Source organism: Brachyspira sp. (assembly GCF_029258575.1).
Lineage (GTDB): Bacteria > Spirochaetota > Brachyspiria > Brachyspirales > Brachyspiraceae > Brachyspira.
The window spans coordinates 1-21,525 of the sequence record NZ_JARHYI010000028.1; the positions used below are offsets into that span (position 1 = coordinate 1).

19 protein-coding genes are annotated in these 21,525 nt (G+C 27.7%); 7 read left to right on the top strand and 12 right to left on the bottom strand.

The window, feature by feature from the left end; genetic code table 11:
* The 5 genes from Q1J76_RS02295 to nhaC all read left to right on the top strand — a co-directional run.
* Window positions 1-568 (top strand): carbohydrate ABC transporter permease (locus Q1J76_RS02295; RefSeq protein ID WP_300366201.1); only part of this gene is annotated, 568 nt, incomplete at its 5' end.
* A 27-nt stretch (window positions 569-595) separates the two neighbouring features.
* Window positions 596-1,345, top strand: coding sequence for a glycoside hydrolase family 3 protein (locus Q1J76_RS02300; RefSeq protein WP_367182055.1), 750 nt, complete (start codon window positions 596-598; stop codon window positions 1,343-1,345).
* 54 nt (window positions 1,346-1,399) lie between these two features.
* Complete coding sequence (locus Q1J76_RS02305; RefSeq protein WP_367182056.1) at window positions 1,400-2,959, top strand: glycoside hydrolase family 3 C-terminal domain-containing protein; 1,560 nt, start codon at window positions 1,400-1,402, stop codon at window positions 2,957-2,959.
* Window positions 2,960-3,045: 86 nt separating this feature from the next.
* Entirely contained in the window at window positions 3,046-4,224 is a 1,179-nt protein-coding gene (locus Q1J76_RS02310; RefSeq protein WP_300366204.1) for a trans-sulfuration enzyme family protein, read from the top strand.
* An 18-nt stretch (window positions 4,225-4,242) separates the two neighbouring features.
* A complete protein-coding gene (gene nhaC, locus Q1J76_RS02315) occupies window positions 4,243-5,673 on the top strand; it encodes a Na+/H+ antiporter NhaC (RefSeq protein ID WP_300366207.1) in 1,431 nt (476 codons plus the stop codon).
* A gap of 58 nt (window positions 5,674-5,731) precedes the next feature.
* On the opposite strand, the gene recN is transcribed toward nhaC, so the two are convergent.
* Together recN and Q1J76_RS02325 are read right to left on the bottom strand one after the other, a co-directional pair.
* Window positions 5,732-7,441 (bottom strand): DNA repair protein RecN, encoded by a 1,710-nt coding sequence (gene recN, locus Q1J76_RS02320; RefSeq protein ID WP_300366210.1) that lies wholly within the window; start codon window positions 7,439-7,441, stop codon window positions 5,732-5,734.
* Complete coding sequence (locus Q1J76_RS02325; RefSeq protein WP_367182057.1) at window positions 7,441-8,310, bottom strand: NAD(+)/NADH kinase; 870 nt, start codon at window positions 8,308-8,310, stop codon at window positions 7,441-7,443. The genes recN and Q1J76_RS02325 overlap by 1 nt, the downstream gene beginning before the upstream one ends.
* A gap of 114 nt (window positions 8,311-8,424) precedes the next feature.
* Between Q1J76_RS02325 and Q1J76_RS02330 the strand changes: the two genes are divergently transcribed.
* Window positions 8,425-9,171 (top strand): lysophospholipid acyltransferase family protein, encoded by a 747-nt coding sequence (locus Q1J76_RS02330; RefSeq protein ID WP_498034119.1) that lies wholly within the window; start codon window positions 8,425-8,427, stop codon window positions 9,169-9,171.
* A gap of 128 nt (window positions 9,172-9,299) precedes the next feature.
* Here Q1J76_RS02330 and ald read toward each other — a convergent pair whose 3' ends face one another.
* On the bottom strand, window positions 9,300-10,409 hold the full coding sequence (gene ald, locus Q1J76_RS02335; protein WP_300366219.1) for an alanine dehydrogenase: 1,110 nt from the start codon (window positions 10,407-10,409) through the stop codon (window positions 9,300-9,302).
* Between the two features lie 280 nt (window positions 10,410-10,689).
* On the opposite strand from ald, the gene Q1J76_RS02340 reads away from it, so the two are divergent.
* Window positions 10,690-12,162, top strand: a complete 1,473-nt coding sequence (locus tag Q1J76_RS02340) for a 4Fe-4S dicluster domain-containing protein (protein WP_300366222.1) — start codon at window positions 10,690-10,692, stop codon at window positions 12,160-12,162.
* A 67-nt stretch (window positions 12,163-12,229) separates the two neighbouring features.
* On the opposite strand, the gene Q1J76_RS02345 is transcribed toward Q1J76_RS02340, so the two are convergent.
* From Q1J76_RS02345 to Q1J76_RS02385, 9 genes are all read right to left on the bottom strand, one after another.
* A complete protein-coding gene (locus Q1J76_RS02345) occupies window positions 12,230-12,781 on the bottom strand; it encodes a hypothetical protein (RefSeq protein ID WP_300366225.1) in 552 nt (183 codons plus the stop codon).
* A gap of 6 nt (window positions 12,782-12,787) precedes the next feature.
* Complete coding sequence (locus Q1J76_RS02350; protein WP_300366228.1) at window positions 12,788-14,329, bottom strand: NAD(P)H-hydrate dehydratase; 1,542 nt, start codon at window positions 14,327-14,329, stop codon at window positions 12,788-12,790.
* Between the two features lies 1 nt (window position 14,330).
* The gene (locus Q1J76_RS02355; RefSeq protein ID WP_300366231.1) at window positions 14,331-15,989 is read right to left on the bottom strand and encodes a hypothetical protein; all 1,659 of its coding nucleotides are present in this window, start codon (window positions 15,987-15,989) and stop codon (window positions 14,331-14,333) included.
* Between the two features lie 107 nt (window positions 15,990-16,096).
* On the bottom strand, window positions 16,097-16,414 hold the full coding sequence (gene trxA, locus Q1J76_RS02360; protein ID WP_300366234.1) for a thioredoxin: 318 nt from the start codon (window positions 16,412-16,414) through the stop codon (window positions 16,097-16,099).
* A 191-nt stretch (window positions 16,415-16,605) separates the two neighbouring features.
* Window positions 16,606-17,859, bottom strand: a complete 1,254-nt coding sequence (gene fabF / locus Q1J76_RS02365) for a beta-ketoacyl-ACP synthase II (protein WP_300366237.1) — start codon at window positions 17,857-17,859, stop codon at window positions 16,606-16,608.
* 82 nt (window positions 17,860-17,941) lie between these two features.
* Complete coding sequence (gene acpP, locus Q1J76_RS02370; protein ID WP_013115070.1) at window positions 17,942-18,178, bottom strand: acyl carrier protein; 237 nt, start codon at window positions 18,176-18,178, stop codon at window positions 17,942-17,944.
* A 91-nt stretch (window positions 18,179-18,269) separates the two neighbouring features.
* Window positions 18,270-19,019: a 3-oxoacyl-[acyl-carrier-protein] reductase gene (fabG, locus tag Q1J76_RS02375; protein WP_300366240.1), complete on the bottom strand. Its 750-nt coding sequence runs from the start codon at window positions 19,017-19,019 to the stop codon at window positions 18,270-18,272.
* Window positions 19,020-19,283: 264 nt separating this feature from the next.
* Window positions 19,284-20,699, bottom strand: coding sequence for a phosphoglucosamine mutase (glmM, locus tag Q1J76_RS02380; RefSeq protein WP_300366243.1), 1,416 nt, complete (start codon window positions 20,697-20,699; stop codon window positions 19,284-19,286).
* Between the two features lie 97 nt (window positions 20,700-20,796).
* Window positions 20,797-21,525, bottom strand: a 729-nt coding sequence (locus Q1J76_RS02385; protein WP_300366246.1) for a Crp/Fnr family transcriptional regulator, incomplete at its 5' end; no start/stop codon positions are given.

Genomic DNA, 21,525 nt, shown 5'->3' on the forward strand with positions numbered 1-21,525 from the left:
ATCTCTTGCTTCTTATGTGTTTTCAAGACTAAATTTTAAATTTAATAATTTATTTTTTGGTATTATTATTATATCTATGACAATACCTGTACATGTAACATTAATTCCAATATATTTGTTAACTCAAAAAGTTGGTTTATATGATACTATATTTGCATTGATAGGTCCATATGTGGCATTTAATCTTCCAATATCTATTTTTATACTGACAAATTTTATGCAAGAAATTCCAAAAGACTTAGAAAACAGTGCTGAAATAGACGGATGCGGAAAAATAAGAACTTTTTTTAATGTTATACTTCCTCTTTCAACACCGGGACTAGTTACAATAGCAATATATGCTACAACAACAATGTGGAATGAATTTATATTTGCTTTAGTTTTGACTCAATCTAAAGCTAATAGAACACTTCCATTATCTGTATGGGAATTTCAAGGACAGTACACAGCTGATATCCCTATGATGATGAGTGTGTTAGCTCTAGCTGCTGCTCCAATGATTTTAGTATTTATATTCAGCCAAGATAAATTAATAAAAGGGATGATGGCAGGAGCTGTTAAATCTTAATTATAAAAAATATAAAAGGAGTTTTTAATGATTTATAAAGATAAAACAAAATCTATATCTGAAAGAGTAAAAGATTTAATTTCACAAATGACTATAGAAGAAAAAGCATATCAGGTTACTTCTGTGTGGTCTTATGAAATCACTAAAAGAGATTTTACATTTGATATTGATAAATTAAAAAATAAATTTCCTTATGGATTAGGACAAATAACTAGAATAGGAGGCGGGACTCCTACAAAAGTGAAGAATATACCTAAATTTAGAAATGAAGTGCAGGAATATTTTATGAATAATACTAGATTACAAATACCTGTAATGTTTCATGAAGAATCTTGCAGCGGAGCTATGTTTGACGGAACAACTAATTTTCCACAAGCTATAGGTATTGCTTCAACATTTAATGATATATTATGTGAGGAAATGGCAGATATAATAGGAAAAGAATTAAATGCTATAGGATGCAATCAAACTTTAGCTCCTCTTTTAGATGTTACAAGAGAGCCTAGATGGGGAAGACTTGAGGAAACTTTTGGAGAAGATGTTTATTTAGTTTCTCAAATGGGTATGGCTTATATTAGAGGAATACAAAAAAATAATGTTTATTCTACAGGCAAACACTTTGTAGCTTATGGGGCAGCAGAAAAAGGATTTAATTGGGCACCTGGACAAGTTCCTGAAAGAACTTTAAGAGAAGTTTATCTTGCTTCTTTTGAGGCTGCTATAAAAGAAGCCAATTTAAAATCTATTATGCCTGCTTATCAAGAAAATGATGGATAGCCTTGTCATAGTTCAAAAAAATTATTGAAAACAATATTAAGAGATGAATAGAAATTGGACGGATTAGTAGTAACAGATTACAGTGGTCTTACTTTATTAGAATCTTTCCATAAATTATTTCCTGATTATAATTCTATAGCTAAAAGAGCCATAGATTGTGAAGTAGATATAGAGCTTCCTACTCAAGCTGTATATGGAAAAATATTAGCAGATGAAGTAAAAAATGGAAATATTTTAGAAAAGGATTTAGACAAGATAGTAGAAAGAGTATTAACTAAAAAATTTGAATTAGGATTATTTGATAATCCTTATATACCTGAAACTCCGTCTTTTGCTATGCGTTCTAATGAAAGTTTAAATAAATCATTAGAATTAGCAAGAGAAAGTATTGTTCTTTTAGAAAATAAAAATAATATTTTGCCATTAAGAAAAGAGCAAAAAGTGGCAATAATAGGACCTAATGGAAATTCAGTTAGAAATCAGCTTGGAGATTATGCTTTTAAAGCTCATGTAGAATCACTTGTAGAAACATTAAGAATTATGGCTAATAATGCAGATAATAATAATGCTACTGGTTTTACTATGCAGGAAAGAGTAGATTTGGATGCAGATATTTTAGATAATTTTATTAGAGAAATAGAAGGTGTTTCTGTATATGAAGGTGTTTGTTCTAAAATAGGAAAAGATAATGTATTTTTATCTTTAGGTTCAGAAATATTTGAAACAACAGATGAACTTATTAATGAAGCCGTAGAAACAGCTAAAAAATCAGATGTAATATTAGCAATATTAGGCGACAGGGCTGGATTAGAAGAAGGAACTAGTTCAGGAGAATCAAGAGACAGATCATCTTTAAATTTACTTCCTGGTCAGGATAAATTGCTTAAAGAATTAAAAAAATTAGGAAAACCTATTATATTGGTATTAATAGTGGGTCGTCCTGTAACAATGCCTTGGGAAAAAGAAAATATGGATGGTATAATATGTGCTTGGCTTCCTGGAGAGATGGGAGGACAGGCAATAGCTGATGTATTATATGGGGATTATAATCCGGGAGGAAAACTTCCTGTTACCTTCCCGCATAATATAGGGCAAATACCTATATACTATTCTCATAAACCTTCAGGCGGTGCAGAGAGAATGTGGGGAGGTTATGTAGACGGACAGCATGAGGCTATATATAATTTTGGATATGGATTAAGTTATACCAATTTTGAATTATATGATTTTAAAGTTGATAAAAAAGAATTAGCTCCTACAGATAAAATTAATATATCCTGCAAAATAAAAAATATAGGAAAAGTAAAAGGAAGTGAAGTTGTACAGCTTTATTTCAGAAATAATGTTTTAGGGGTTACAAGACCTGTTAAAGAACTTAAAGGATTTAAAAGAGTAACTTTAGAACCTAATCAAAGTGCTGAGATTAATTTTGAAGTACCTATACATATATTGGGTTTTTATGATGAAGATATGAAATTTGTTATGAAAAAAGCTAATGTTGATATCTTATTAGGTGTAAGTTCTGATAATATTTTATTTAAAGAAACTATATTAGTAAATAAAGATGAAGAAATAAAAGAAAAAGTATTTACTACTAAAGTTAATTTATTATAAATAATTAAAATAATAATGTTAAGTATCCTATTTATATATTATTAATAGATACTTATTGTTTATTAATAAAGATAAAGGATTTTATTATGAGTGAGAAAAATTATCAAACAAAGTTAATTCATTATAAAGAAGGAGGAAACGGTCCTGTTGTACCTCCTATATATCAAAGCAGTTTATTTACTTTTGAAAATTGGGAATCTATAGATAAGGCATTTGATGATCCTTTCAATAATTCTATATATACAAGAGGAAATAATCCTTCAGTTGCTTTGGTCGAAGAAAAAATAGCACTTCTAGCCGAAGGTGAAAGAGCTAAATTATTTGCTTCAGGTATGGGGGCTATATCATCATCAATACTTCATTATGTAAATTGCGGTGATCATATTATATCTATAAAAAATGTTTATGGTCCTGCTAATAATTTCATGAATGTATATTTAAAAGAAAAATGCAATATAGAAACTACTTTTGTAGAAGGCAAAAAAATAGAAGATTTTGAAAATGCTATTAGAGAAAATACAAAATTAATATATTTAGAAAGTCCTTCATCTGCTGTATTCAGTTTGCAGAATATAAAACAAGTAGTTGAATTGGCAAAAAAACATAATATAAAAACTATAATAGACAATACTTGGGCTACTCCTATATTTCAAAGACCTTTAGAAATGGGAATAGATTTGGAAGTTCATTCATGTTCAAAATATTTTGGAGGGCATAGCGATATAGTTGCAGGAGTTGTAATTGGAAAGGAAGAAGATATAAAATCTATATTCGATAGCGAGCATGCATTCTTAGGTGCTAAAATGTCTCCATTTGAAGCTTGGCTTATATTAAGAAGTTTGAGAACTTTAAAAGTGAGAATGATGCAGCATCAAGAAAATGCTTTGGCAGTAGCTAAATATTTAAATAATCATCCTAAGGTTAAAAAGGTTATGTATCCTGGACTTGAAAACTTTGATCAGTATGAGCTTGCTAAAGAGCAGATGAAAGGTTTTTCAGGACTTATGGGATTTGTTATTAATTCTGATAATTTAGAGGATATAAAGAAATTTTTTAATAGCTTAAAATGTTTCAGAATAGGCGTTAGTTGGGGAGGACATGAAAGTTTGATATATGCACCTGCTATAAGCTATTTAAAAGAAATGCCTAAAGAACAATTTGACGCTATGGGTATATCATTGGGAGTTATGAGAATATCTATAGGATTAGAAGATTCTAATGATCTTATAGAAGATTTAGATGAGGCATTAAAATATATAAAATAATTTTAGGAGAATAATGATATGGAAAAGAAACATATAAATACATTTTTAAAAATATTCCCTCTTATATTTATTTTACTGGGTGTTCTTATAGGAACAGTACAGTTTGGAATATCAATAGAATTTTTACTTATAATAGGTACTGTTATATGCTGTATCATTGCTTATACTGCAGGATATAAATGGGCAGAAATGGAGAGTGCTTTTGTAAAAAAAATAGCTGATACTTGGCTTGGTGTACTTATATTAATGCTTATAGGTGCTATAGTAGGTACTTGGATATACAGTGGAGCCGTTCCTATGCTTATATATTATGGTATTAAATGGATTAATCCTTCTTTTATACCTTTTACTGCATTTGTAGTTACTGCTTTTGTTGCTATATTTACAGGAACTTCTTGGGGAGCTGCTGCTACTTCAGGTGTTGCTTTTATAGGTGTTGCTCATGCTACAGGAGTACCTTTGCCTTTAATTGCAGGTGCTATAATCAGCGGTGCATATGTTGGAGATAAAAATTCACCTATATCTGATACTACAGTTTTATCATCGATGGGTTCTGGATCTCAGTTAATAGATCATATCAAATCTATGCTTATAGTGACAATACCTTCTATAATAATTTCGAGTATAATATTCATAGCTTTGGGATTTACAGCTTCTTCAAATATAGATATTTCTACAGTAAAAGAAACTAAAGAGATATTGGATTCTTTGGCATCTATGTTTAATTTTAATATATTACTGCTTCTTCCTGCTGCTGTAGTTTTTATAGGAAGTTTCAAAGGTTTATCTCCTATAATAACAATGTTTTTAGGAAGTTTTTTAGCTTTAATATTAGGAGCTATATTCCAAGATTTTGGCTTTTTGAATTCAATAAAATCTTTTATATCTGGATTTAATGTTTCTATGTCAGAGCTTCCTGCTGATCAAATACCTGCTAATTTGAATAATTTATTGAATAGAGGTGGTATGGTAAATATGATGCCTACTGTAATGTTTTTAATATCTGCATTAACTTTCGGTTCTATGCTTCAGTTAATAGGTACTTTGCAAACTATATTGGATTTATTATTGAAAGTTATAAAGGGAGTAAAAAGTTTAATGATAGTAACTTGGTTCACTACATTTGTAGTTAATTCAAGTGTTAATAGTACTCAATTTACTTTCTTAACTTTAGGACCTATATTCCAAGATATATATAAAAAATATAAATTGCATCCTTCAGCATTATCAAGAACAATGGAAGAAGGCGGAACTTTAACAGAGCCTATAGTGCCATGGACTGTAACAGGAGTTTATATGGCTTCTACTTTGGGGGTTGCTACATTAGAATATTTGCCTTATTCTTTCTTTAATTTAGTAAGTATTGTAGTTATGTTTATATATATACTTACTTTCCCTAAATTAAAATTTGCTGTCCCTGTGTTAAAAGATGAAGAAGATAAAAAATAATTATAATTTATTTATATATAGAAAAAAGCAGGTATAATAAATTTTATGTCTGCTTTTTTTATTTTTTAGCGTTTTCAAGCAATTCTTCTGCATGTTTAATGCTTGCTTCTGTGATTTCTTTACCTGTTATCATTCTGGCAATTTCATTTACTCTCATAGAGTTGTCTAATTCTTCAATGGTAGAAGTTACAGTATCTTCCCCCTCATTCTTTGTAACTTTAAAATGATTATTAGCATATATTGCAATTTGTGCTAAATGTGTAACGCTAAGCACCTGTTTTCTTTTTGATAATGCTGCTATTTTTTCTCCTATAACCTCAGCGATCCTGCCTCCAACTCCTACATCTATCTCATCAAATACACAAGTTTCTGAATAATCTCCCAAAGAAAGTAGATTTTTTAATGAAAGCATTATTCTTGATATTTCACCGCCTGAAGCTATTTTTCTAAGAGGCTGAAACATACTCTGTTTATTAGGAGCTATTATAAACTCTATATTATCTATACCTGTAGAATTGGCTTTTATATTAGAGCCATCTATATTAAGTATACCGTCATCATCTTCATCCAAAGTTATTTCAACATCGAATTTTGTAGATGACATTCCCAAATCATTCATTTCATTTTCTATAGCTTTTATAAAATCTTCTTTTCTGTTATGCCTTATATCTGATATTTCTTTTGCAAGTATAGAAGTTTGTTCTCTCAATTCTTCTATTTCTTTTTTTAAGTTTTCAATATCTTCTTCAGAGAAATTAAGAGAATCTAATTTTTCTTTGGCTTCTTTAGCATAAGAAAGTATTTCTTTTATATTAGAACCATATTTCTTTTTTAAATTATTGATGAAAAAAAGCCTTTCATTTAAAGATTGAAGTTCTTCTGGATCAAATTTTGTTTTTGATCTTATTTCTGTTAAAACATTTTTTATATCTTCAAGATTTAATGTGATTCCTTCTATCTGCGATGCAATGTCTGAAAGTCTGCTGTCATATTTAGATATAGTTTGCAAAGCTCCTATACTTCTAGTTAATTTTGTATATGCACCTGATTCGCTTCCAAATATATCCTTATTTATAACAGAAAGCGATGATGCTATACTTTCGGCATTAGACATCATAGTAATATCATTCTTTATATCTTCATCTTCATTAGGCTTTAATTTTGCTTTTTCTATTTCATCTATAGCATATTCCAAAAAAGATTTTTCTTTTAATATCGTATTTTTATTTTGATATATTTCATTATACTGTTTTATCAATTTTATAAGTTTATTATAATGTTTTTGATAATTTTCTATCTTTTCATCAATATTTAAATAGCTATCATAAAAATTAAGATGATTTGCAGGATTAAATAAAGATTGATGTTCATGCTGTCCATGTATATCTACTATCAAATCGCCCAATTCTTTTAATTCCGCTACTTTAACACCTACATTATTTATAAAAGATTTACTTTTTCCGTCTTTGGTGATTTCTCTTTTTATATTAAGTTCATCATTATTAATTTCTATATTCCATTCTTTCAATTTATTTTTTACAATATCGGCAGATGACTGTAAATAGAAATTTCCTGATACAATAAGCCTATCTCCATTTGCTCCTACCATTCTAGTCGAGCCTTTTTCTCCTGTAATAAGTTCTAATGCACTAATTATAATACTTTTTCCAGCTCCAGTTTCTCCTGTAAGCACATTGAATCCGCTGCTGAAATTTATTTTTAATTTATCTATTAATACAAAATTTCTTATTTCAAGATATTTAAGCATTATCTACCCCAATTAAGTTTGTTTCTAAGTATATCATAAAACAATCTTTTCTCACTTTGAAATATATAGCAGCTTTTATCACTTATTTTGGCTTTTATTTTATCATCATTTTTAAATTGGTATATATCATATCCGTCTATAGTTATCATAGCTTTTAATGATTTTTTTGTCAATTCCAACTCTATATCATCGCATTTAGGTATAACCAAAGGTCTGAATGTTAATGAATGCGGAGCTATAGGTACAAAAGACATAGCATCAATTGTAGGGGCTATTATAGGACCTCCAGCACTCAAGGCATATGCAGTTGAACCTGTAGGGGTGGCAATTACTACACCATCTCCTACTATTGAGGATATTAATTTACCAGATATTATCACATTAAGATATATGGCTCTTCCATCACATTTGCTTAAAACTAATTCATTTACAGCTAAATGTTCTTTGTATGTATTTTTTTCTTTAGAGTAAATATTTATTGACAATAAAGTTCTAGGTTCTATCTCATATAATGATCTTTTACCATCAATATATTCATCTAATATTAAATAAGCTTCTTCTGGAGGAATTTCCGAAATAAATCCTAATGTACCATTGTATATAGGAAGAACTGGTACATCATACTTGATAGCTATTTTTAAAGCTGATAATAATGTTCCATCTCCTCCTATGGATATTAGCATTGATACATCTTTTAATTCCTTCACAGCCTTTTTTATATTCATATATGAAGATATATCATAATCTATTATTATAGCTTCTATGTTATATTTTTTCAGTATATCAGATATTTTTTTTAAAATATAAATAGGATCTCCGTTAATTGTATTAACTATAATGCCTATTTGTTTTTTCACATTATCATTCATAATATATTTAATATAAAATTATTAAAAGTTTAGATATTTATTGATTATAACAAAACTTATTAATATATCAAGTTATATATTGATAATTTTTTATTTTTATAATAAACTATTAAAATGATATTGTTTAGTTTTATTTATTTTATATTAGCTATAATTTATACATTCATATGCGTTATTATTGTATATACAACTTACCCTTTTATTAGAATATTTTCAAAGAGTAAAGCATCCAGTTGTGTACATTCAACGGCTAAGTTTTGGGGCAGGGGATTAATGAAAATGGCTTTTATTTCTTTTAATATAGAAGGAAATGAAAATTATGATCCTAATAAAACTTATTTGCTTACTCCAAATCATCAAAGTGCATTCGATATATTTGCCTGTTTTAGTATATTTAAAAAATCATTTGCATTTGTTTCTAAGGATACTTATGGAAAAGTCCCTCTACTAGGTTTCGGTATGTCTCTTGCCAATTATATATTTGTAAAGAGGGGAACAGTTGGAGCGGTAAAGTCTATAGATGATATGGAAAATAGACTTAGAAATAATATAAGTATAGTAATTTATCCTGAAGGCACTAGAAGCAATACAGGAGAGATAAAGAGACCTAAAAGAGGAATATTAAAAATAGCAGAAAGATGTTCAGATATACCTATTTTGCCTGTTGTTGTATATGGAACTAAAGATATTATGAAGGCAAGAACATTCAAAATAAATCCTTTCAAAAAAATTACAGTAAGATTTTTAGAGCCTTTTTATTTGAAAGATATAGAAGGCGATGATAATGCTAAATTAGATTATTGGTATAGTATTATGAGTAAAAATTATAATGAATTAATGGACAAATCTATAAAAAAGTAATTATATAACAAATTAAAATTTCTTATAAAATAAAATCGCTATTAAAATAATATTATTCTAATAGCGATTTATTAATTTTTATATATTTATAATGTCTTTAATATAAAAACATTATATAACATTCGGTATTATCCTAATGCGACTTTAGGTTCAGTATATTCTATACCAAATGCATCAGAAACACCTTTGAATGTACATTTTCCGTTATAAGTATTAAGACCGCTAAGTAAAGTATTATTAGTTTTACAAATCTCTTCTAAACCTTTATTAGCAAGCATAATACCATAATGTGTAGTAGCATTAGTTAAAGCTATTGTTGAAGTTCTAGCAACAGCACCAGGCATATTAGCAACACAATAATGTACTACATCATCTAAAATGAATATAGGATCATCATGTGTAGTAGCATGAGAAGTTTCAAAACATCCGCCTTGGTCAATAGCAACATCTACTATAACAGCACCTTTTTTCATGATTTTTAAATGTTCTTTTCTTAAAAGTTTAGGAGCTTTTGCACCAGGTATAAGTATACTTCCTATAACAACATCAGCACTTCTAAATAATTCTTCTAATTTAGCAGGAGCACTAAAATAAGTATTAATTTTCATATTAAAGATATGGTCTATATATTCTAATCTTTTGAGATTAACATCTGTTATAGATACATTAGCACCCATACCAACTGCCAATTGAGCAGCATTAAGTCCTACAACACCAGCACCTAATATTACTACATTTGCTTTTTGAACTCCAGGAACACCTCCTAATAATATTCCCTGACCTCCAAATTTTTTCTCCATATATTTAGCTGCTTCCTGAATAGATAATCTTCCAGCTATACAACTCATAGGAGCAAGACAAGGTAATTGATTCATTTCGTCTTTCATAGTTTCATATGCTATTGCTCTTATTTTCTTCTTTAACAGCATATCTGTAAGAGGCTTATCGGCGGCTAAATGTAGGTAAGTATATAATATTTGATTCTCTTTGAAGTATTCATATTCTTCTTCTATTGGTTCTTTTACTTTAATTATCATATCAGAATCAAATACTTTCTTCTTATCAGTTAGTTCAGCACCTGCTTTTTTATATTCTTCATCGCTGAAACCTGAACCCTCTCCTGCACCTTTTTCAATAATTACCTTATGACCATTCATCACATAATCAGCAACATTTGATGGTGTTAAACCAACTCTGTACTCTTGGTTTTTTATTTCTTTAGGACATCCTATTATCATATGAAAACTCCTTGAAAGATTTTATAATAAAAATATATTATTTAATATAATAATATAGTTACTAAAAATTAATTTGTCAAGGATTATACTTATTTTATTTTTAGTGCAAATTGATTTACTATATTATATTTTTTTTCACATTTATAATAAAATTTTGAACATTATTTAAATTGTAATACTTGAAAAAAATAATCTTCATATTATAATATATAATAAAATATATACATTTTAATATATTTATTTTTAATGAAAATCACTTAAAAAAATTAGGAGTATAAAAGTGAATATTAATAATAACGCTTCTCAATTGAAGAAAGAAATTTTAGTAAAAATAGCCTTAATGTATATTGAAGACAGATTGGTAGAAGATATTGACAAACTGCCTATAGAGATAATTCCCAGAAATAGTAAATCCATAAGATGCTGTATACATAATGATAGGGAAATAATAAAAAATAGAATTATGGCAAGACTTGGAATAAGTGTTGAAGGTAAGGAAGATAGCGGAATACCATTATCAGAATATGTTAAATTGGCATTGGAAAGAGAAAAACCAACTTGGCCTATGCTTACAGTATTGGATGAAGCTTGTAATGCTTGTGTTAGAGCTAATTTTATGGTAACTAATGCTTGTCAGGCTTGTTTGGCTAGACCTTGTATGACAAATTGTCCTAAAGATGCTATAACTATATTAGATGAAAAGAGAGCTCATATAGATAGTAATAAATGTATTAACTGCGGATTATGTTTAAAAAATTGCCCTTATCATGCTATCATTTATATACCTGTTCCTTGCGAGGAGTCTTGCCCTGTGGGAGCTATTAATAAGAATGAACATGGTAAAGAGGTAATAGATTATCATAAATGTATATTCTGCGGTAATTGTATGAGAGAATGTCCTTTTAGTGCTATGATGGATAAGGGTCAGCTTTTAGATGTACTTAAACATTTGAAAGCAGATAAAAAAGTTAATGTTATGTATGCTCCTGCTATAGCTTCTCAATTCAATGCTAAACCTGGTCAATTAAAAAGTGCTTTATTGAATATAGGATTTAATAAAGTTTGGGAGGTTGCTTTAGGTGCTGATGTTACTTCTGATAAGGAAGCTGCTGAATTTGAAGAGAGAATGGAGAGGGGAGATAAGCTTATGACTACTTCATGCTGTCCTGCTTATGTGAAGGCTGTTAGAAAGCATGTACCTGAATTAATCCCTTGTGTATCTGAAACTAGAACTCCTATGCATTATACTGCTGAGATGATGCATGCTGATGATCCAGAAGCTATTACAGTATTTATAGGACCTTGCCTAGCTAAAAGGAGAGAAGGTTTAGATGATGATTTAGTAGATTATGGTTTGTCTATGGAAGAGCTTGATGCTTTATTTATAGCTACAGGTACTGATGTATCAAAAGAGCCTGATTTAAATATAGAAGATGTTCCTACTGCTTCTGGAAGAAAATATGCTGTGAGCGGAGGAGTTTCTGAAGCTGTTAAGGTGAGATTAAAGCATCCTGAAAAATTAAAAGCAGCTGTTATAAATGGTCTTAATAAAGATGGTATGAAGCAGCTTAGAGGATATGGAAAAGTTCAGTCTGGTGAAACTCCTGTTACTGATGATACTCCTAATCTTGTTGAGGTTATGGCTTGTAACGGCGGATGTGTAGGTGGTCCTTGCGTAGTAAAAAATCCTAAGGCTGCTGCTGTTCAATTGCAAAGATATGCTGCTACTGGTACAGAAGTAAAAAAAGATTGATATATAAAAGATTAATAATATAAAAGAAAATTGCAGACAGGGGTTAATTTTGTAATTCCTGTCTTTTTTATTTTCGTCTTCTTAATTTTCTTATATCTATTTCATTGGTTTTTATTAAATTATCATCAAATTGTAATATTACACGTAATTTATTTGCATATTTCCAATAATCTTTATCAAATTTTAGATTAAAACCTATTCTTTGTCCTAATGGAAATCTTATATTATAAAATGAATTATTTCCTGAGAATATTAATTTTCTATTTCTATATAATGAATAATTAGCTTTAAGTTTTAATATATTTTCTGAATTTGTGTAATTGGAATTTTCAAGTTCTATAGTTGTTATTATAGATTCTTCCAAAAAATCAACATTGTTAATTTTTACTATTACATCAGTTTTTGTTTTAAAAATATCGAAGTATGGAATATTATTAAAAAAACCTTTTTTATAAAGTAATAGTCCTATAACTACTATAGTAAGAAATGCTCCGTATGAAAACATAAACCATCTTCTTGCGAATATAGTTACTTCCCTTTTTGGGGCTGAATGTCTTATATTTCTTTTAGCATAATATTCCAATTCTTTTTCTTTAGGGTCATAAACTTCTCTAGGCAATTTAATCTACATCCTTTTTAGTATTTTATATGAAATATCCGCTAAATCTTTAGGCTGAATATAATCATTACCAAATTTTTTTGATAATATATTAAAAGATTTAGACTGTATAATTAAAGCCAATTTAGCAGTATCCAATATATTTAATTTTCTTGCAAGTAAAGCTCCTATAAATCCAGCCAAAACATCTCCCATACCAGCTTTTCCCATAGATTCTTTAGGGCTATAATTTATATATATATCATTATCGCACATTAAAAAACTTATAGCATCTTTTAATATTATTGAGGCATTTGTTTTTTGTCTGTATTTAAATAAAGCTTCATAAGGATTTTCTAATGCTTCTATATGACTTATACCTGTAAGCTTTTCAAACTCATATATATGAGGTGTTAATATAAAATTATAATTAAGTTCATTAAATGTACTTTCAAACATCAAATATAAAGCATCTGCATCTATAACAGTAGGTATATTTATTTGTTTTAGTATACTGTTTATAAAAATTTCAGTGGACATATTTCGTCCAAGTCCAGAACCTATTATACAAGCATTACTTCTATTAATATCATTCACTATTTCAATATCATTTTCTGTAAAATATTGCTGATTTTCTTCTCCTACGCCTATAATTACTATTTCAGGCATATTTGGCATTATAGCATTTCTTATATTTTTTACTATTCCATTTGGAACATAAAGCCTTATATAACCAACTCCAAGTCTATAAGCGGCACTCACAGCCAAAATAGCAGCCCCTATATAATCATTACTTCCTGCAATTATAGCAAGCATACCTTGTTCTCTTTTGCTGAAAAATGAATTTCTATCTATATTTATTTTTTCATTATAGTTTATTAATTTTGCTTTATATCCCCAATTATCAAGTATATCATTTGGGAATATCGATTTTATTATGAATAGTTCTCCTATATACTCTCTAGTTTTGTATAAAAAGAATATATCCTTTGCAAAGCATATAGTATAAGTTTCATGTGCTTTAAAACAGGTATTTATATTATCATAATCACCTATTTTTGATGCAAGTCCTGAAGGCATATCTATAGCTATTCTAATAACATCTAATTTATTTAGATTATCTACTAGTAGTTTTTGTATGCCTTCTAAAGGTCTGTTACCTCCTGTTCCAAATAGAGAATCTAATACTATAGATCCGCTTTCTATATTTTCGGATGCTGATATAACATCATCTTCATTTCCTAAATAGTTAACATCAATATGCATGGATTTTAATATATTAAAATTAGCATAGGTGTCTTTATTAACTCTATCAAGATTTCCTGTAATATATATTTTAACATCATAACCATTTTTTACTAAATATCTAGCTATGGCAAGCCCATCTCCTCCATTACCTCCAACAGATGAGAATATATATATGGTTTTTGTGTATAATAATTCTCTATGTCTTTTTAGTAATAGATAAAAAATTTCACTTGCTACATGCTCCATAAGAAGTATAGAAGGAATTTTCTCTATAGTTTTTTTGTCTATATTGATTAAATCTTCTGTAGTTACAATTTTCATTTTATATTCCTAATTTATCTTTTATTAATTCTAAAAATGATAAAAACATATTTTCATTTAATTTGCCATATTTTATAAGTTCATCATATGTAGTTTTTATAGTATTATTATCTTTCAATATATTAAGATAAGTTTCTTTAGGTATCATATTAGCATTATTTTTTAATACATTCAAATCATAATATGCAGACAGTTTTAAACTCCATATAGCATGATTTATTTTATTATCATTCATAAGTATTGGATAAATATATATATAAGATTTGGATATTGTATTATTCAGATATTTTATTTCCCTAATAGAATGAAAATCTGGAATATTCCTATATAATATATTACTTCCTTTTCTTATGATATTGCTTATCTTATAATTTTCACTATTATAAGCATATATTAAAGGCCAATATGTAGCATCTCCATATAAAACTTTTGCTATATCCCAATAATACATATCTTTTGAAGTTATATACGATAAGTTTACAGAATTTATTTCATTAAAATATCCATTCACTATATCATATAATTTTTGATTTTTTAGATTATTACTTGCAATATTTTTACTACTGCCATTATATATTGATAATATAATTCCTATTATCAGCACAGCTATTATTATACAAGCAACTTTAATGATACCTGAAAATAATTCATTTTTACTTTTTTCTTTTTTTTCTATATCATTTTTTCCTAGTTTTTTAATATTTAGTGTTTTATTATTAATATTCAATAAATCTTCATATGAAGATTTTGCATCATCTTCTAATTTTTTTTGATATTTCAAATTATTATCTAAATAGTCATTAATAAAATTATTAATGTTTGATAATTGTTCTTTTACTTCTGATTTATTATCATCAGAAACTTCTTTAATTTCTTCTCTATTATTTTCTAAATTATCAGCTTCCAAATACTCTTTATCAAAATGATTAATGTCTAGTAATTCTTCTTCAGAGTATTCTTTCATTTCTGGCATATCTTCTTTTTTGGTTTCATCTTGTGAATTAGTGTCATCTTCTTCTATGTTATCAATTTCAGATTTATTTTCATCACTTTCTTTTTCATTAATATTTTGTATCATTATAGATTTATAATTTTTGTTTTTCCATATATTTCCTATAACATTATCATCTATTGATTTATTTTCAATTATTTCTTCTATAGAATCATCATCATTAGAATCATCATCATCATTTTTTATTTTATTATCAATCTCATCTAATATATCTTCAACTATTTCATTTTTATTTAATTCTTTTATTTTACTTTTTAAAAAATCATCAGCTTCAAATTTTATAATTTCATCGTATGAAAATGTACCAAAATTTTCTATATATACATTTTCATTTTTGGATATATCTTTTATATTTTTGAATATACTTTTATATATATTTTTTTCCAAGAAAATATTTTTTATATTATTATTTTTAGGATTTATTGATTCTAATGATTCATCAAAACTTCCGTTTTCATCTGTAAATATAATATCATTATCACTATTTATACTTATTATTCCCAATCTGTCCATATAGAATCTGTTTTTAATTAATATTATTTCTGCTATTTTCTTAAACATATTTTTAATGATATTATTAATTTCATTATTTTCTATATTAAATTCTTTTGATATATTTTCTATCAATTTATTATTTGTACTGAACATAGCAGACCCTAAAAAATTATAATATAATTGCGAATTATATATCAATTTGGAATAAAAAAAAGCCTAATTTTCAATAAAATTAGGCAAAAATTCAAATATTATATTTATTATAGATATTCTTGTAACCACTCTTTTAATTGAGCCTCATTTTTCATGCCTTCAGCTCTTTTTACAACTTCGCCATTTTTAAATACCATTAAAGTAGGTATAGACTGAACTCCATATTTTGCAGCTACTTCCTCAGCCTCATCAACATTAACAGCACCAAAATTCATTTTATCAGAAAGTTGATCTGCAACTTTATGTAGTATAGGAGTCTGCATTTTACAAGGTCCACACCATTCAGCAAAAAAGTCAACTAATGTAGCTTTATCGCCTGATACAGCTGATTCAAAATTATCTGTTTTTAATGTTTGTACTGACATATTATATCTCCTTTCTTATCTTATATAGTTTCTCTTATTAGTATACTCTAACTTTTCTAAAAGTCAATCATTTTTTATTTTTTAACATACATACTACCAGTATTTTTTTAATAGTGATTGATAATTTAATATTTAAATTAAAAGCTCTATTTTTACTAATAGAGCTTTAATTATTTTCATTATTATTTTAATTATATTTTTTTGAATACGATAGAAGCATTATGTCCACCGAAGCCCAAAGAATTACTTATAGCATATTCTATTTTGTAATCCTGAGCTGTATTAGCCACAATATCTAAATCGCATTCAGGATCTTGTTCTTCCACATTAATAGTAGGATGTACTTTTCCTTCTAGCATACTCATTACTGTAGCAATAGCTTCTATACCGCCTGCAGCACCTAAAGCATGTCCTGTCATAGATTTAGTTGAATTAATTTTTATTTTTTTAGCATGATCTTCGCCTAAAGCCTTTTTTATAGCTCTAATTTCTGCAATATCTCCAACAGGAGTAGAAGTACCATGAGTATTGATATAGTTAATTTTATCAGGTGAGATTTTTGCACTTTCTATAGCTAAAGATATAGCTCTAGCTCCCATAGCACCGTCTTCTAAAGGAGCAGTGATATGATTTGCATCAGCAGTAAAACCATAACCGCAAACTTCAGCAAGTATATTAGCATTTCTCTTTTTGGCATGCTCATATTCTTCAATTATTAATACTCCAGCACCTTCAGCAATAACAAAACCATCTCTTCCTTTATCAAAAGGTCTTGATGCCTTAGTAGGATCATCATTTCTAGTAGATAAAGCTCTAGCATTATTAAAACCAGCAATAGTGAGAGGATTTATAGTAGCTTCAGAACCGCCTACTACCATAATATCAGCTTCATTATCTTTAATATGTTTGTATCCCAATCCTATAGAATGATTAGAAGAAGCACAAGCTGTAACAACACTATAGTTAGGTCCATTCATACCATATTCCATAGCAATTATACCAGAAGTCATATTTATAATTTGCATAGGTACAAAGAAAGGGGATACTCTGCTAGGACCATCAGCAAGTAATACATTATGATTTGATAAAAGAGTAGTTATACCGCCAATACCGCTACCAAGAACGCATCCAGCTCTTAAGGAATCAAAGCCTGTTTTAGGTTCTATACCAGCCTGCTTAAATGCATGATGAGCAGCATATATTCCAAAATTAATGAAAGGATCTACTCTTCTTAACATTTTTTTATCAGAATAATAATCGCCTTCAACTGGTAAAGCTTCAGCACCGATTTTGGTAATAAGTTGCTCTTTTTCAGGATCAAAATATTTGCTTAATGTTTTTACTCCTGAAACACCATTAAGTAAATTATCCCAGAATGTTTTTATATCGTTTCCTAAAGAACTTACTATTCCAAGTCCTGTAATCACAACTCTACGTTCACTCATATATAAAACTCCTATTTTTTAACTATATAAAAAATTTCCCGTAAAAAGCAATAATCTTAATTTACGGGAAAATATAATATAATTATTTTTTATGCTCTTCAATATATTTAGCAGCATCAGCTACATTTTTAATTTTTTCTTGATCTTCTTGAGGAATTTTGATATCATAACGTTTTTCTAATTCCATGATTAATTCTACTAAATCAAGTGAATCAGCATTCAAATCATCTACGAAAGAAGCTGTGTCAGTGATTTTACTTTTGTCTGAGATGTTTAATTGATTAGCAACAACATCTTTAATTTCATCGATTAATGCCATTTTTAATCTCCTTAAAATTTTGTAATTTTTATTAATAAAGTGCTTTTATAAGCAGCCTTATATGCTTTATAATTTTTTATGTTTTTGTGTTTTACATTGACATTCCGCCATCAACAGCTATTACTTCACCTGTAATATAATTACTAATATCAGAAGATAAGAATAATACTAAATTAGCCACATCTTCTGGAGTTCCTAATTTTTTTAATGGAGTAATACTCATTATCCCTTTTACTGTTTCTTCAGCTAAAACTCCTGTCATATCTGTTTGTATAAAACCCGGTGCTATAGCATTAACACATATATTTCTAGGTGCAAATTCTTTAGCCATAGACTTAGTCATTCCTATAATACCTGCCTTAGCTGCTGAATAATTAACCTGTCCAGCATTTCCCATTTTTCCTATAACGCTGGATATATTAATTATTTTTCCTTTTCTTGCTCTAAGCATAGCTTTGGCAGCTTCTCTTGACATATAGAAAGAACCTGAAAGATTTGTAGATACAACATCATTCCAAGCATTATCATCCATTTGTAAAACAAGCATGTCTTTAGTGATTCCAGCATTGTTTACAAGTATATCTATAGCTGCGAATTTTTCTATAGTTTTAGCAACTACTTCTTTACATGATTCACTCGATTTTGCATCATGTTCCAAAGCTATAGTTTCAACATTATAAACCGATTTTATTTCTTCAGCAACTTTAGAAGCTTTTTCCAAATTAGTAGCAGTTATTACAATATTAGCTCCTTCTTTAGCTAAAGCTTCTGCTATTTTTTTACCTATTCCTCTGCTTGAACCTGTTATTAAAGCAGTTTTATTATTAAGATTTAAGTCCATATTTATCCTTTTTTTAACATATAAAAGATATATAATATAACAAAAAAAAAAATTCTTAGTTAAATATAAATCATATTAAAACAAAATATACTAAAATTGTCAAGTGAAAAATATAATTTTAAAATTTTCGACTTTTTTGGTTTAAAAGTCGAAGTATATAATTTTGTATTATAAATAAATATCTGAATATATAAATTTATCATCTAATAATACAAAAAACTCTGGAAATATTATATTCTCAAAGTGATATATTATTTATTTTTATTACTTTTTAGTTTTTTTAATGCTTTCTTTTTTAACTGCTTTCCTTTCCTTTCCTTCAGATTTAGAAGTTTTATCACCTTTTATCATATTCATAGCAATTGAAATTAACTCTTTAGCTTCTTTTTTATTTTTGGCTTCAGCAATAATTCTTACTATAGGTTCAGTATTTGATGAGCGTACATGCAGCCAGCCTTCTTCCAAATCTATTTTTATACCGTCTATAGCGGTTATTTTAGCTTTAGGATATTGTTCTTTAACTTTTTTTAAGAACTTATCTTCGTCTATTTTTGATATTTCTAATTTTTCTTTTACTATTTCATATTTTGGTATTTCATTAACAAGTTCAGTTATAGTTTTACCTGTTTTAGCCATTAATTCCAATATTAAAGCAATACCTAAAAGTGAATCTCTTCCAGGAGTTACAGCAGGAACTATTATTCCTCCGTTTCCTTCTCCTCCAAAATATAATTTATTTTTCACAACATGAGAAGAAACATTTATTTCTCCTATCTTTGTACGATCAACAGAATATCCTTTCTCTTTAGCTAAATCATCTATCATTCTTGAAGTAGATAAATTTACAGCAGCATTTCCTTTACCAAAAAGCCATAAATATTTAGCACATAAAGCCAAAGTATATTCTTCGCTTACTATGGTACCATCATCTAAAACTATAGCCAATCTGTCAGCATCAGGATCTTGAGTAAATCCTATATTAACTTTATTTTTCTTCACTAAATCGGATAAACTTTTCATACTAGTAGCAGAAGGTTCTGCAATATGTGCAAATTTTCCTGTATGCTCTTTATTGATAGAAACTTCTTTCACTCCTAATGCTTTAAGAAGCGGAGGTGTAGCAAATAAACCTGTGCCATTAACATAGTCGCATGCCACTTTGAAATTAGCTTTTTTTATTTTTTCTGCATCTATCCATCTTAAAATTCTTTTAATATGTTCTTCTATAGCATTATCTATTTTCTCATAAGTACCAGTTTCTAATGCCTTAATGAATCTTGATGACTTTTTATCATAAAGTTTCATAAGTTCATTAACAGATTTTTCATCTAAGAAATGTCCGCCTTTACCTATAAGTTTTAAAGCATTCCATTCTATAGGATTATGACTTGCAGATATCATTATACCGCCATGTATTTTTAACTTTTCTACCATATACAATGCAGTAGGGGTAGGAGTTATACCTATATCTATTACATTTATTCCTGAAGCAGTCAATGTCGATACAACCGCATTCAATATAGATTCTCCTGTTATTCTTGTATCTCTTGCCACCAATATTTTAGCCTTTTTTGGAAAAAGACATGCAAATGCTGCAGTATAATCAACTACCGCTCTTATATCCAAACCGTCTCCTATTATTCCTCTGATTCCTGATATACTTGTTTTTAATGTAGGCATTGAAAAAACTCCTAAAATATATATTTATTATTAAAAAATTATAAATGCTTAAAAAGTAAAATGTTATTGTTAATATTTTAAAAATACTAAAAGATTTTTATGTATGATTCATATTTATTATTCTATTGATAACATTTTTATATTCCACTATAAAGCTTTTTATATCTCTTATATTAATATAATCGTCATTTGATGTAGATACTGTTTTTATTTTATTTAATTCTCTTTTTATAAGATTTTCATCATTAATATTAACTATTGTTTTTATATCATTTACAGTATAAGAAAGTTTTATATGATTAATATCATTTTTTGATATTTCAGTTTTTAAAATATAATATAATGTTATTAATAATTTTGCTGACATGTCATCGGTATTAAGAACCATTATTTTTAATATTGTATTTCTAATTTTTATACATAGCATTTTTATATAATAAAGTTTTATAGAACTATCATTTTCCATAAAATCTAATAACTCTTCTTTTTTTAATACTTTTATAATGGAGTCTTCAAGTATTATAGCGCATGTTGATAAAGCTTGATAATCAAAAACAGGTTTATATCCGTCTATAATTGTATTTGGAGAGTAAATGCTTCTGGTTATCTGTTTAAGATTAACAATATTATATATTCCTATTTTTCCTGATTTAATTATATATAATCTATCGCTTCCTTCCAATTCTGTATATAAACAGTATCCTTTTTTATAATGAAATGTATTATCTTTCTTTTCTAATGGTTCTGGTATAGGCTCTATATTTGATAATTTATTTTTTACATCATCAATATTTTTATTATCATTTGGAAAGAGCTTTATATACTC